General features: G+C 59.6%; 13 protein-coding genes, 1 tRNA gene and 1 pseudogene. 11 read left to right on the top strand and 4 right to left on the bottom strand.

Going from position 1 to position 12,481, the window contains the following annotated elements:
• Positions 1 to 24 precede the first annotated feature (24 nt).
• Positions 25 to 666 (bottom strand): uracil phosphoribosyltransferase, encoded by a 642-nt coding sequence (upp, locus tag HMPREF1255_RS05825; RefSeq protein WP_016455091.1) that lies wholly within the window; start codon positions 664 to 666, stop codon positions 25 to 27.
• A gap of 127 nt (positions 667 to 793) precedes the next feature.
• On the opposite strand from upp, the gene HMPREF1255_RS05820 reads away from it, so the two are divergent.
• The 4 genes from HMPREF1255_RS05820 to HMPREF1255_RS05805 all read left to right on the top strand — a co-directional run bounded on the left by HMPREF1255_RS05820 (position 794) and on the right by HMPREF1255_RS05805 (position 2,918).
• A complete protein-coding gene (locus tag HMPREF1255_RS05820) occupies positions 794 to 1,471 on the top strand; it encodes a tRNA adenosine deaminase-associated protein (RefSeq protein WP_016455092.1) in 678 nt (225 codons plus the stop codon).
• A gap of 17 nt (positions 1,472 to 1,488) precedes the next feature.
• On the top strand, positions 1,489 to 1,920 hold the full coding sequence (locus tag HMPREF1255_RS05815; protein WP_024111101.1) for a nucleoside deaminase: 432 nt from the start codon (positions 1,489 to 1,491) through the stop codon (positions 1,918 to 1,920).
• Positions 1,921 to 1,972: 52 nt separating this feature from the next.
• Positions 1,973 to 2,060 (top strand) — tRNA-Ser (locus HMPREF1255_RS05810).
• A 327-nt stretch (positions 2,061 to 2,387) separates the two neighbouring features.
• Positions 2,388 to 2,918 (top strand): Dps family protein, encoded by a 531-nt coding sequence (locus HMPREF1255_RS05805; RefSeq protein ID WP_024111083.1) that lies wholly within the window; start codon positions 2,388 to 2,390, stop codon positions 2,916 to 2,918.
• Between the two features lie 74 nt (positions 2,919 to 2,992).
• Here HMPREF1255_RS05805 and HMPREF1255_RS05800 read toward each other — a convergent pair whose 3' ends face one another.
• Together HMPREF1255_RS05800 and HMPREF1255_RS05795 are read right to left on the bottom strand one after the other, a co-directional pair.
• Entirely contained in the window at positions 2,993 to 5,473 is a 2,481-nt protein-coding gene (locus tag HMPREF1255_RS05800) for an ABC transporter permease (RefSeq protein WP_024111150.1), read from the bottom strand.
• Positions 5,473 to 6,177, bottom strand: a pseudogene (locus tag HMPREF1255_RS05795) (ABC transporter ATP-binding protein); the annotation flags it as partial. The pseudogene HMPREF1255_RS05795 and the gene HMPREF1255_RS05800, both read right to left, overlap by 1 nt.
• A 159-nt stretch (positions 6,178 to 6,336) precedes the next feature.
• Between HMPREF1255_RS05795 and HMPREF1255_RS05790 the strand changes: the two are divergent.
• Both HMPREF1255_RS05790 and HMPREF1255_RS05785 read left to right on the top strand, forming a co-directional pair.
• Complete coding sequence (locus HMPREF1255_RS05790) at positions 6,337 to 6,630, top strand: type II toxin-antitoxin system VapB family antitoxin (RefSeq protein ID WP_016455097.1); 294 nt, start codon at positions 6,337 to 6,339, stop codon at positions 6,628 to 6,630.
• A 77-nt stretch (positions 6,631 to 6,707) separates the two neighbouring features.
• Complete coding sequence (locus HMPREF1255_RS05785) at positions 6,708 to 7,217, top strand: LytR C-terminal domain-containing protein (RefSeq protein WP_024111069.1); 510 nt, start codon at positions 6,708 to 6,710, stop codon at positions 7,215 to 7,217.
• On the opposite strand, the gene HMPREF1255_RS05780 is transcribed toward HMPREF1255_RS05785, so the two are convergent.
• Positions 7,214 to 8,533 (bottom strand): aromatic acid exporter family protein, encoded by a 1,320-nt coding sequence (locus HMPREF1255_RS05780; RefSeq protein ID WP_024111146.1) that lies wholly within the window; start codon positions 8,531 to 8,533, stop codon positions 7,214 to 7,216. The genes HMPREF1255_RS05785 and HMPREF1255_RS05780 overlap by 4 nt on opposite strands.
• A gap of 96 nt (positions 8,534 to 8,629) precedes the next feature.
• Here HMPREF1255_RS05780 and HMPREF1255_RS05775 point away from each other — a divergent pair, with 96 nt between their 5' ends.
• From HMPREF1255_RS05775 to HMPREF1255_RS05760, 5 genes are all read left to right on the top strand, one after another.
• Positions 8,630 to 9,028: a hypothetical protein gene (locus HMPREF1255_RS05775; RefSeq protein WP_024111029.1), complete on the top strand. Its 399-nt coding sequence runs from the start codon at positions 8,630 to 8,632 to the stop codon at positions 9,026 to 9,028.
• A gap of 101 nt (positions 9,029 to 9,129) precedes the next feature.
• Positions 9,130 to 10,419, top strand: a complete 1,290-nt coding sequence (locus HMPREF1255_RS05770) for a serine/threonine-protein kinase (protein ID WP_024110989.1) — start codon at positions 9,130 to 9,132, stop codon at positions 10,417 to 10,419.
• Positions 10,420 to 10,547: 128 nt separating this feature from the next.
• On the top strand, positions 10,548 to 11,882 hold the full coding sequence (gene gdhA, locus HMPREF1255_RS05765) for an NADP-specific glutamate dehydrogenase (RefSeq protein WP_016455102.1): 1,335 nt from the start codon (positions 10,548 to 10,550) through the stop codon (positions 11,880 to 11,882).
• An 80-nt stretch (positions 11,883 to 11,962) separates the two neighbouring features.
• Complete coding sequence (locus HMPREF1255_RS10060; RefSeq protein WP_155948494.1) at positions 11,963 to 12,220, top strand: toxin; 258 nt, start codon at positions 11,963 to 11,965, stop codon at positions 12,218 to 12,220.
• Positions 12,217 to 12,462: a hypothetical protein gene (locus tag HMPREF1255_RS05760; RefSeq protein ID WP_016455104.1), complete on the top strand. Its 246-nt coding sequence runs from the start codon at positions 12,217 to 12,219 to the stop codon at positions 12,460 to 12,462. The genes HMPREF1255_RS10060 and HMPREF1255_RS05760 overlap by 4 nt, the downstream gene beginning before the upstream one ends.
• Positions 12,463 to 12,481 lie beyond the last annotated feature (19 nt).

Below are 12,481 nucleotides of genomic sequence, written 5' to 3'. Positions count from 1 at the left end.
CTGCGTCGTCGGCTAGCCCAATTCTTAGTCGACTATGCCGTAGAGGCGGTCGCCGGCGTCACCAAGGCCGGGCACGATGAAGCCGTGCTCGTTCAGGCCTTCGTCAACAGCGGCGACGACCAGTGTGGTCTTGATCTTGAGGTCGTCAACCAGGTGTGAGAACTTCTCGATGCCCTGCGGGGCGGCGAGCAGGCAAAGACAGGTGACGTCGTCCGCGTGGCGGTTGGCAAGGAACTGCACGCAGCCGCCCAGCGAGCCGCCGGTGGCGAGCATCGGGTCGAGTACAAAGCACTGGCGTCCGGCAAGATTGTGCGGCAGACGTTCAGCGTATGTGGTGGGCTCCAGGGTTTCCTCGTCGCGAATCATGCCGACGAAACCAACCTCGGCGGACGGCACCATGCGCGTCATGCCACCAAGCATGCCGAGGCCGGCACGCAAAATCGGCACCACCATGGGCTTCGGGCTGGAAAGCTTGACACCTTTGGTGGTGGTTATAGGGGTTTCAACCTCGGTGGGTTCGATGCGAACCTCGCGGGTTGCTTCGTAGGCAAGAAGCGTCACCAGCTCGTCAACGAGCTGACGGAAAACGGTGCTGTTCGTGTTCTTGTCGCGAAGTACGGTCATTTTATGAGAGACCAACGGATGGTCGAGCACTTTGAGTTCCACGTCTCTAACTCTTGCACAAAGTAGAGGTCCAAGACCTAATTCTTTACTCGAGAGTATTAATAACCTCGGATAGAATTCGCGAACATAATTTGAGAACATAGAAGCCATAGGGCGATAAGGAGTCATGATGGCTGACGTTTTCGATGACGAGAGGGCAGAAGACCTGTCCAACTCTGCAGACGAGAGTAATACCGACGATCTCGACCTGTCCGCTGAGGAAAGCCTTGATGACGACGAGGATCTTGACGGCGGCGTAATCCACGACGACTACGACGACTTCGACGATGACGACGAAGATGATTACGACGACTACGACGATTATGAGGATTACGAGGACGCGACCGTTGCGGACGTAGATTTCGTCGTCGCCCTCTACCGCGAGGACGGCGAACCAACGGTCGTCGAGCTGCCGTTCCCGGCTGCCAACGATCTGGACGAGATGATTTCTCAACTCAGCAGGCTGCCCGGCGACGGCGGGGCCCTGGGCGTGGTTTCCATCGCCGGCGAGTTCTTCGTGCTCTGCCGCGTGCGCGGAAACAAGATTCAGGTGCTGCTCAACGATTCGCTGGCAAGCTGCGACTGGCCGATCGCCCGTGACGTCATGGACTACCTGGGCATCGAGGTGCCCTCCGAGGACGACGATGACGAGGTTATCGGCGATCTTGGCATGCTGGAGGATCAGGGCGTTAGCGAATTCGAGATGGAACAGATCGCCGGCGACGCCGACGAGGATTCCGATCAGCTAGTGCTTCAGATCGTGGACGAGATGCACTTCGGCGCCCAATTCGACAAGGTTGTGAACTGACCCGCTGGGACGACGTAATGGCGTTGGCGCTTTCTGAGGCCAACGCCGCAGTCGCGCACGGCGATGTGCCGGTTGGCGCGGTGATTCTGGATGAAAACGACCGCGTGATTGCGCGCGCCCACAACACCCGCGAAGCGGATTGCGAGATCACTGGGCATGCGGAAATCCGTGCCATGCAAGAGGCGTCGAGGAAGCGGGGCGAATGGCGGCTGCCGGACTGCACGTTGGTCGTCACGCTGGAACCGTGCGCGATGTGCGCGGGCGCCCTCGTCCAGGCTCGGATCGGACGGCTGGTTTTTGGCGCCTTCGATGACAAGGCTGGAGCGGTGGCGTCTCTGTGGGACGTCGTGCGAGACCCTCGGCTGAACCACAACCCACAGGTTGTTTCGGGCGTCATGGCCGAAGCCTGCGCCGGGGTGCTGCGTGATTTCTTCGGCCAGTTGCGCTGAACGAGTCGTCTTCGATTTGGCCGTTACCTCATCTTTTCGTAAACTGTCCCACGGTGACGTGTCTGAGCGGCCGAAAGAGCTCGCCTCGAAAGCGAGTGAGGTGCAAGCCTCCGAGGGTTCAAATCCCTCCGTCACCGCCAATGATCTCGCGACGCAGACCAACGCGTCGCGAGATTTTTCATTTTCTGGGGCCTCCATCAAGTGGTTGCGTCCAAAATTTCTGCCAAACTCAACTCGCTAACCGCGAATCTTCTGCGGTGGAATAAATTGCCACGCTCTGACTAGGGAAAACGCCTTTTGGGTGACTCAGTAACCCGATTAGCGAGTTGAGTTTGGCAGAAAAGTCTTTGCGCAAGAGTGTTTTTTGGGTTAATACCTAAAAAAACCAGATTCTTTGGAATAATTAAAAACACAAAGCGTTACAGCTAGTAACAAGGCAAATGGAACCTACTTTTTAGGAGATAGAAATGACCGCAGTTCTTAACATTCCGCAGCCCGCTGGAGAGACCCTAACCAAGCCGCAGGTATCCCACAACGGCTTCCAGGCTTCCGCTGAGCTCGCCGCAGCTCTCCAGGCCGTTAATGTTGACCTGATCGCGCTGAGCCTTGTTGGCAAGCAGGCCCACTGGAACCTGGTTGGCCCGGGCTTCAAGACCCTGCACGAGGGCCTCGACGACATCATCAACATTGCCCGTGACGGCTCCGACGAGGTCGCCGAGCGTATGCGCGCAGTTTGGGCAACCCCGGATGGTCGTCCTTCCGTCGTAGCGGCCGAGACCACCATCAAGGAGTTCCCGCAGGGCGAGATCTCCGTTGAGGAGGCCGCAAAGCTCACCGTCGAAGCCATCTACGCAACCGTCGCCACCATGCGCCGCGTTCACGACACCGTTGACGAAGAGGACCCGGTTTCCGTAGGCATCATCGAGGACCTGACCGCTCAGCTCGAGCAGCAGGCCTGGTTCGTCGGCGCAGACCTGCGCACCCCGCAGACCCGCTAATCTCCGCGAGCCAAAAGCTATAGCTAAAAGAGGGAGGAACCGCTTGGCGGTTCCTCCCTCTTTGTGTGTATTTACTATTCTTCGGCCAGCGCCTGCGTCGGGCTGGCCTGCACCGCGCGTCTGCCCGGCAGGATCGACGCCAACCCAGCGGCCAACAGGGTGATGGCGAGCATGGCTAGCGTCTGCGGCAGGTCGATTGCGAACGAGCTCGACATCGTTTGATTGGTTTCGTGCTGGATCTGGGTTAGCAAAGAGTTGATTCCCAGCCAGCCGAAGAACATGCCGAAGACCACGGCCACCAGGGCCGCGGCGAACGCAACCAGCAGCGCCTCGATCAGGAGCATCAGTCGAACCGAGGAGCGCTGCATGCCTAGCGCGCGCAGCAGGGCCGTCTCGCGGTTTCGCTCAATGACCGACAGCGTCAACGTGTTACCGACACCGATCAACGCGATGATCACCGCGACGGCAAGGAGTGCCGTGACGACGAGCAAGATGTTGTCTAGCACCTTCCGCAAGATCATCGCCTGGAATGCGCTGCCGGAAACATCTAGCTTGTCGGGAGATGCCTGCACGATGGTTCCGATGGGGTCTAACGTCTGGGCGACGTCGTCGCGGTTATCCAGCTTCAGCCACACCGACATCGGCTGGCTTTCGCCGAGCTTGGCCAGATTCGACTCGCTAATAATCACTTGGTCGTAGCGTTGCGGATACTTCGATTCCTCGGTTTTCAGCGTCACAGAACCGCTCGGCCCAGTCAGCGTGATTTCTTTTTCGGCGTGGCTATCGTTCATCAATGCCACGTCGTCGCCGATCTTCTCGGGCGCCTCATGCACGGTCTGAACGGCTTTGCTATTCCAGCCGAGCGCGATGAAATGTTGGTACTGCCCGCTGTTTACAGCCACTCCGTTCAGCGTCGTCTGCGAACGGACATTTGGCAGGGTAGACAGTTCGTTCTGCACGCTCTCGGAGAGCGGCTTCGGGCCCGTGAGCGAGCCGTCCTGCGGGTTGTGCATGTAACCGGTTGAGACGGACAGGTCGACGGGGTTGTTCTCGTCGATCGCCTTGGACATGGTCTTCTCCGCGGTGGCAGTGCCAACCTGAAGCGTGACGATCAGACCGATGGCCAACATGAGCGCCGTGGCGGTCGTCGAAGCGCGCGCCGGATTGCGAAGCGTGTTCTCAACAGCCAGGTTGCCGGCCGGACGGCCCCGAAGCGGCACGCCCAGCACCCTGATCAGCGCCGGAATGTATAGCTGCGAACCGGCGAGAACGGCGATCGTCAGCAGCATCGCGCCGGCGATAGCCAGGGGCAGGGCCTGAGACTCGATGGTCATCGAGCCCACGATCAGACCGATAGCTGCCAGCGCGAATAGCCCACAAACCACAGCTCGGGCGCGCTTCTTGCGCTTCTCAGCCTCGTGCGTGGCTACTGGCCGCAGTGCCTCCAGCGGACGAACCTTGGACGTGCGCAGCACCGGGACCATCGCTGCGATCAGCGTTATGGCCACGCCCACGATCAGTTCGACGCAAACCTCGCCCCAGGGAACCGAAATGCCCCACGCCAGCGTGCCCGTCAACTGCGAGCCGATGATTGCGATGAGCACACCAAGGCCGATGCCCAGCGCGGAGCCGATGAAACCCAACAGGAGTGCTTCGGTCAGATAGCGCGCCCGAACTTGGTTGCTGGTTGCGCCGACTGCGCGCAGCAGGCCGATCTGGCGACGACGCTGCGCGAGCAGAATCGTGAATGTGTTGGCGATTATGATCATGCCAACCAACAAGGCGATGCCCGCGAACACGAGCAGCACGTTGCGCATCGCGTCGAAATCGCTGGAAAGCCCGGTCAGGGCGTCCTCCTGGTACTGCTCGGAGGTCCGAGCCAGCGGGTCTTCATTGCCGGATTCGTTGGCAAAAGGCTTTAGGCGGTCGTTGAGTTGCGTGGCAACAGATTCGGGATCGGAGCCTTCCGAGACGCTTACCAACAGCGTGTTTCCGAACGAATAGTCCGCCGGGGCAAGGTAGGCCGGCTTGAAGAACATGCTGGGCTTGTCGTCCGTTATTCCCGTGAGCTTCAGCTTCATGTCACCGGCGGTGAGCTCGTCGCCCACTTTTGTGTCAAGGTCGTCAGCCAAGGAAGGCGAAATTACAATCTCGGTGTCGTCCTTTGGCCACTGGCCCTCGCGCAGGGAAGCCCAACGGAAGTTCTCGCTGGGCAGGTTGTATGCGCTAGACATCTGCACCTTGCGGCTTGGGCTCTTCAGCGGCAAGAACTGATTATGGACAGCTGAAAACTCGTCGACGCCCTCGGTGTTCTGCAGGGTTTTCAGAACGTCTTCCTCGGTGGCGGTCTCATTGGGCGTTAAAGAGACGACCAAATCTGCGGAACTGCTGGGCAGGGCGAGCTGCTTACCCATGACCTCACGCTGGGTCTGCAAGAACACGCTGACCGCCGCCATGAAACCGACGCTGATGGCGATCGCGATAATCGTCGCGATAACCCTGGACGGGTGGAAGCGCACCTCTCGCGCCGCTGCCGCAAAATTGTGGCGAAGCATCAGCCCTCCAGCCCGGTCAGCTCGTCGCTTAGCGTCTGAATCGAGGGCGTGACGAGATCCTTGGTGATCTTGCCGTCGCGCAGAATCAGCGTGCGGTCGCCATATGCCGCGGCGGACGGATCGTGCGTGACCATGATGATGGTCTGGCCTAGCTCGTCGACACACTTGCGCATGTAGTCGAGCAAACTGCGCGAGGCCTTGGAATCGAGGGCTCCGGTAGGCTCGTCGGCGAAGATCACCTCAGGACGGGTGATGAGCGCGCGGGCGATTGCGACGCGCTGTTGCTGACCGCCGGAAAGCTCGCTGGGGCGGTGCGAAAGCCTGTTCGCGATGCCCAGCGACTCGGCCAGCTGGCCAAGCCAGGCGCGGTCTATCTTCTTGCCAGCCAACTCCAGCGGCAAGACGATGTTCTTCTCCGCGTTCAGGGTGGGCAACAGGTTGAAGGACTGGAAGATGAAGCCGAACTTATCGCGGCGAAGCAGCGTCAGCTTCTTGTCGGGCAGCTTGGTCAGGTCCTCCTCGCCCAGCAGAACCTGGCCGGAGGTTACCGCGTCGAGCCCCGCCATGCAGTGCATGAGCGTCGACTTGCCGGAACCAGAGGGGCCCATGATCGAGTTGAACGTGCCTCTGTCGAAACTCACATCGACGTGATCGAGCGCCACGACGTCGGAGCTACCGGTGGAATATATCTTCGTTAGATCAACCGCGCGGATAACTGGAAGTTGCGCGCGCTTGGCAGTGCTGGCCATCGTTAGCCTTTCTTTTCGGGTGCGAAACCCAATATATGTGTCGATTAAACGTGGAAAAATAGTCCCTGCCGCTAAACGTCAATATCTGTCGGCATTATTGACTATCATTCACTTGTGATCTTTAAACGAGTCGGCGACGGGCGCCCATATCCCGATCACGGTTACCGAAACCGCGATTGGGCAAAGATCGCGCCCGAACAGGTGCGGCTCGATCAGCTCGTCACCACGAAAAGCACCCTCCAACTGGACACTCTGCTAGAGGAAGAATCGACGTTCTACGGCGACCTTTTCGCGCACGTTGTGGAGTGGCGCGGCGAGCTCTACCTGGAGGACGGGTTGCACCGCGCGCTGCGCGCCGCGCTTCAGCAGCGTCCCACCGTCCACGCCCGGGTGCTTAACTTAGATTAAATTTAGAATTCTTTACTGGTTGTATTCGACCTCCTGCATTATCCTCTAAGAATTGAGTCCGAGCACAGGAGAGCAAAGTGACCAGATGGCGCAAAATCGCCTCGCCAATCATCTTTTTGGTGGTTGCTACATTGCTTTTTTTTGGCGTGCGCTGGGGCTATAAACAGTTGACCCGGCCGTTCGGCCAGGAAGCCCCACCGTGCGTGGAACAAAGTTCCAGCACGCTCGACAGCTCGCAGGTGTGGGTTCGGGTGATGAACACCGGCAAATCCAATGGGTTGGCCGGCGAGGTCACCGACCAGTTCAAGCAAGCCGGCTTCAACACATTCCCTGCCCGTAACTCCTCAGAGGAGGAATCCGGCACCGTGGTGGTCGGCGGAAGCGCAGACTCTCCCGAGGTCAAACTAGTGCAGGGGTTTCTGATTGACGCCGAGGCCCGCGGCGATGGACGCAAAGATGGCACCGTGACCGTGCTGTTGGACGACAATTACCCAGGGTTTAATGCCGAGTCGCCTCGCTCGATCGAGGCTCCAGGCGGCAAGATTTGCGTCGCAGCCCCGCAGGAAACTCCGACGCCGAAGCCCTAGTCGTCCTCGCCTTTTTGAAGCTCGTCGGCGGTCAGCTTCTTGAAATAGCGACGATCCTCTGAGCCGATCGCGGGCAATTCATCAGTTCCCCAGATCTCGGATCGGCGGTCCCAATCTTCAACCTCAGGCAGACCCTCCGGCTCGTCCGGATTGTTACCGGCGAGGGTGCTGCGCGCCTGCGCGTTGGATAGTCCGGTCAGTTGCAGCGTGTCCACCACGATCGCCCGCAGCAGGGAAGTCAGGGTTGCCGATCGCCAGTCGTCGTTGTGGCCGACTTCTTCTGGGGCCAGCTCACCCGCGATTGCCACCGCCGCGTTCCGGGCTTTCGTCGGACGCTCCCAGTTGCCGATTCCTGCTGCAACCTGGTCGATAATCGTCGCAACCTGCAGCACGTACGGAGAAACAGTCTTGATTTCGCCGCGCTCGATAACCATTCCGCGTGCCTGACGCTCGAAAATCAGCGCAGTTATTTCGAGTCGATCCGTCATCTCTAGGATGCGTTCGAGCTCGGTCAGCTTCGTCAATGAGCGCCGTCGGGCAACCGGATTCAGGCGGCTGGTCTCTCGAGCTGAAGCCAGCGCCGCCTCGCCATCAGTGACCGCCTCGCGGGTGGCGCTCAAGTAGCCCTTCGCGCTGTGCACCATGACGACGCTGCCCTCGGCCATGCCGTGCCCGAGAGCCCGAAGCGCGCGGGAGACGTCGTTCAGCGCGAGCACCGCATAACGCCTAGGCCGGCTTTCGGTGTTGATCGGCAGAATCAAGGTCGCGAAGAGCGCCACCACGGCACCTGTCAGGGCATCCATCCAGCGCCCGAACACCCCGCTCGACGCCGACACCATTCCGCCGGTGATCATCGACGCCATCACGATCGACTGAATGCCCATCTGGAAGGCCGTCAGCTCGGAGCGATCGATCATGCGGCCCAGCAGCGGCATGACGGACATCAACAAGAAAAGCTGCCACCAGTCGAAGCCCCAATTGACCGCGACCAGCCCGCCGACCGCGACGCCCAGGCTCGCCCCGACGCCCAGCTCAACCACCTTGCGGATATTTCGGTTGCGGCTCATGCCCAAGCAAAGGAATGTGGCAATCGGCGCGAACACCGGGTTCGGCTCACCCATCAGATACTTGCAGATCGTCCACGAGACGGCGGCGAAAGCTGCGGCGATGATCGTCGGTACGAACGCGCCCTTGACGCGGGCGCGCCCGGCACGAAGCTGCGAAATGAAATAGGTGCGGTATTTACGCACGAGCCTGCGGATCCGCTTCGGCACGTGACTGCGCCAACCGACCTCATCGATCTCGGCGTGTTTCATTTCGCCTCCTAAATTCGTCCCATCAATCCTAAACGCGTCTTCGGCTAACTTTCGCTAAAGGCTCGGGTAGCCCCGTATATGGCTGATAATTGAGCCATGAACAACTCGCCCGCATTGGCAATGATGAGCATCGGCTCCATCGTCACCGGAGTCGCTATGGTGGCAGCTCGGCTGCGCGTGCCCGACAACACGATCGGGCAGACCGCCTTCACGCTGCTTTTCGCGGTGGTCTTCGTCGTGCTGATCCATGCGCTAGTGGTGGGCGCCAGAAACAACAAACTCGACGCATACGGCTTCGGCCCGCGCGTCAGCAACATGATCGTAATCGGGTGCATGATCGTGGCGATCGTCATGTGGGCGTTATTCGCGTTCATGGTGTTGCTGATGATCAAAACGGGCGCCTCCGCCATCTTCAATGCGCTTTCCGTCGCCGGTTTAGCGACGTGTGCGACGGGGGCAACTTGGCTGCTAAGAGGGATGGTAAATAAGCGTTAAACAAACGCTATTGCTTCCCTACAAAAAGCAACGTAACTTTTAGGGCACACCAATGCGTTTCCGGTTATGAACTTTCCAGAGAACTCGGCAAGAATAGAGACATGTCGCAAACCTTGATCGCAGAGCGTTATCGCCTGGACGCCATGATCGGCAAAGGTTCCGTGGGGGAAGTGTGGCAAGCCCAAGACATTCTTTTACAGCGAACCGTCGCTGTTAAGGTCGTCGACCTCGACACAAACACCGACGAAACCGTGCCGGAGCGGTTCAGGCGTGAAGGCATAGCCATCGCTGGACTAGACCACCCCAACATCGTCAAGGTTTACGACACCGGCACCTCGAACAACAAGGCGTACCTCGTCATGGACCTGCTTTCGGGTCCTAACCTGGCCACCCTCGTCCGCGAGAGCGGCCCGCTGGAATACGGGGTCGGATTGCGCATCCTTGCAGCCGTCGCAGACGCGCTGCAGTCGGCCCACGATATGGGCATCACCCACCGCGACATCAAGCCCGCAAACATCGTGATGAACGCCCACCGCGACGTGGACGGCACCGTGCCCGACCTCTACGCCCACCCCGAGCGTGGGCGCCCCATCATCGTCGACTTCGGCATCGCGCGGGTGATGAACGAGAACGAGGCGCAGCTTACTGGCACGGCGACGGCCATCGGAACCGCTGCCTACATGTCGCCCGAGCAGGCCATGAACAAGAAGGTAGAGAGCGCGTCCGACGTCTACTCGCTGGGCTGCGTCGCCTACTTTCTGTTCTGCGGGCGCCCGCCTTTCCTTGGCGATTCTTCGGTGGCTGTGGCGCACGCACAGGTTTACGACGAACCGCTGCCGCTCATCGATCTTCGCCCCGACGCCCCGCCTGCGCTCGACGCTTTGATGCCCAGAATGCTGGATAAGCGCGCCGGCCAGCGTCCGTCGGCTGCTGAGGTCTCCGAAGAAATGCGCCGCATCGCGGAAGATCCGAACGTTGCACCCGTCTACAAGCGCACTCCGAAGACGCACGGAGAGCCGTCGAGACTGGCGAAGCTGACCCCAAAGGTGCTGCTCATAGCGCTCATCGCGTGCCTGCTGGGGCTTTTGGCGTATGCCTGGGTTCGGCCGGGCGAGGTCTCGGTTCCGGGGCCGACGGTGACGCTGACGCAGACGCACACCCAAACCGCGCAAGCGCCAGAACCCGTCGAGGAAGAGCCTGCGCAGCAGGAATACGTCCCCGTTCAGCCACAACAGCAGTGGCCAGCGCAGCCCGCCCAGCAGCCTGCCTACACGGAAGAACCGCAGCAGAACGGTGGGGAAAATCAGCAGAACCCGGCACCTGCAAACACCAATCAGGCTCAGCAGCCGGGATCGGAAGAAACCGGCGGCGCCGAGGAGAATCAAAGCTAGCTATCCAAGTTTTGGACCAGGGTTTTCAGGAATTATCGGCTGCAATAAAATTACCGCGGCACGAAACCTCGTGCCGCGATAGTCGCTGGACTAAAGGCTAGACGACAGTTCGATATAAGGAGCGATTAATGAAAGCCCATCTTTCCGAGGTCTATGACCAAATCATCGCCCGCAACCCGGGTGAAGCGGAATTCCACCAGGCTGTTAAAGAAGTCTTCGAATCGCTAGAACCTGTTCTCGACCGCAACCCGCAGTACACCGAGGCCGCCGTCCTCGAACGTATTTGCGAGCCTGAGCGGCAGATCATCTTCCGCGTGCCGTGGGTAGACGACGCCGGCCACGTACAGATCAACCGTGGCTTCCGTGTGCAGTTCAACTCCGCGCTTGGCCCCTACAAGGGCGGCCTGCGCTTCCACTCTTCCGTATACCTGGGCATCATCAAGTTCCTGGGTTTCGAGCAGATCTTCAAGAACTCCCTGACCGGCCTGCCGATGGGCGGTGCCAAGGGTGGCTCAGACTTCGACCCGCACGGGCGCTCGGAGGGCGAGGTCATGCGGTTCTGCCAGGCGTTCATGACCGAGCTCGCTCGTCACATCGGCCCTCAGGTCGACGTTCCCGCCGGTGACATCGGCGTCGGCGGTCGAGAAATCGGCTACCTGTTCGGCCAGTACCGCCGAATCACCAACCACTACGACGCCGGAGTGCTCACCGGCAAGGGCCTGACGTGGGGCGGTTCGCTCGCCCGCACCGAGGCCACCGGCTATGGCCTGGTCATGTTCACCGAACGTATGCTCGCCAACCGCGGAATGAGCCTGGACGGCATGAAGGTGCTCGTCTCCGGCTCCGGAAACGTGGCCATTTACGCAATCGAGAAGGCCCAGGAAAAGGGCGCTAAGGTGCTCACCTGTTCCGACTCCAGCGGCTACGTCTACGACGAAAAAGGCATCGACCTCGAGGTGCTGAAGCAGGTGAAGGAGGTCGAGCGCGGACGCGTCAGCGACTATGCCGCTCGCACCGGCGCCAAGTTCTTCCCCGGTGAGCGTCCTTGGGGCGTCGAGGCCGACCTCGCGCTGCCTTGCGCAACCCAGAACGAGATCGAGATTGCCGACGCTAAGAAGCTGATCGCAAACGGTGTTAAGGCAGTCTGCGAGGGCGCCAACATGCCCACCACTCCGGACGCCATCGAGGCGATCACCGAGGCTGGCCTGGTTTACGTGCCCGGCAAGGCGTCGAACGCAGGCGGCGTCGCAACTAGCGGTCTTGAGATGCAGCAGAACGCCAGCCGCGATTCCTGGAGCTTCGAGTACACCGAGTCCAAGCTGGCCGACATCATGGCTAACATCCACGACACTTGTGCTGAAACCGCCGAGGAATACGGCCACCCGGGCAACTACATGCTCGGCGCCAACATCGCCGGCTTCGTGAAGGTCGCCGACGCGGTCATCGCCCAGGGCCTGATTTAAAAACACAAAAAATATGCGCGGCTGGGGATAACTCCCCGGCCGCACTTTTTTGTCGCCTACGGTTTTCCCGGAGGCGAGAAATGCGAATTTATCGATCGGCCTTCAAGCATGGAGTCACTGAAGCAAATATTGAAGCAGCAGTAGCCAGCTCGCATAGACGTTTTCGTATCGGAGAAGACCCTGTGCGCTGGCTGTATCTGGGCTCAGATACAGCAGGACATTTTCTGGAAATCACCGCGATTATGGGTGATGATGGAGGAGAAACTGTGATCCATGCAATGAAAGCCAGAAAACAATATTTAGACCCAACTAGTGCCAGGAGGAGGAAACGAAAATGACTGAAAAGATTTCTGAACAGGCTTCTGGCTTTAGTGCTCAAGACGTTGAGCGATTTGTGAGCGAGGCTGAGGCTGGATACGACCTCATCTCATGCGAATGGGAGACAAACCCACATTTGAATTTTCTTCATCTGGTGCCAGAAGATCTAGTTTCCGCGATTAGCCGTCGAGCAGAGTTGGACAATGTCAGCGACGAGGAAGTCGTACGCAAGGCGTTAGAGAATTATCTTCGAGCTGGTTAGCCCTCCCGCACTCGCCAGA

Source organism: Propionimicrobium sp. BV2F7 (genome assembly GCF_000510445.1).
GTDB classification, from domain to species: Bacteria; Actinomycetota; Actinomycetes; order Propionibacteriales; family Propionibacteriaceae; genus Propionimicrobium; species Propionimicrobium lymphophilum.
Note: the sequence above shows the minus strand (reverse complement) of the source record. Positions and strands in the feature narration are given on the sequence as shown.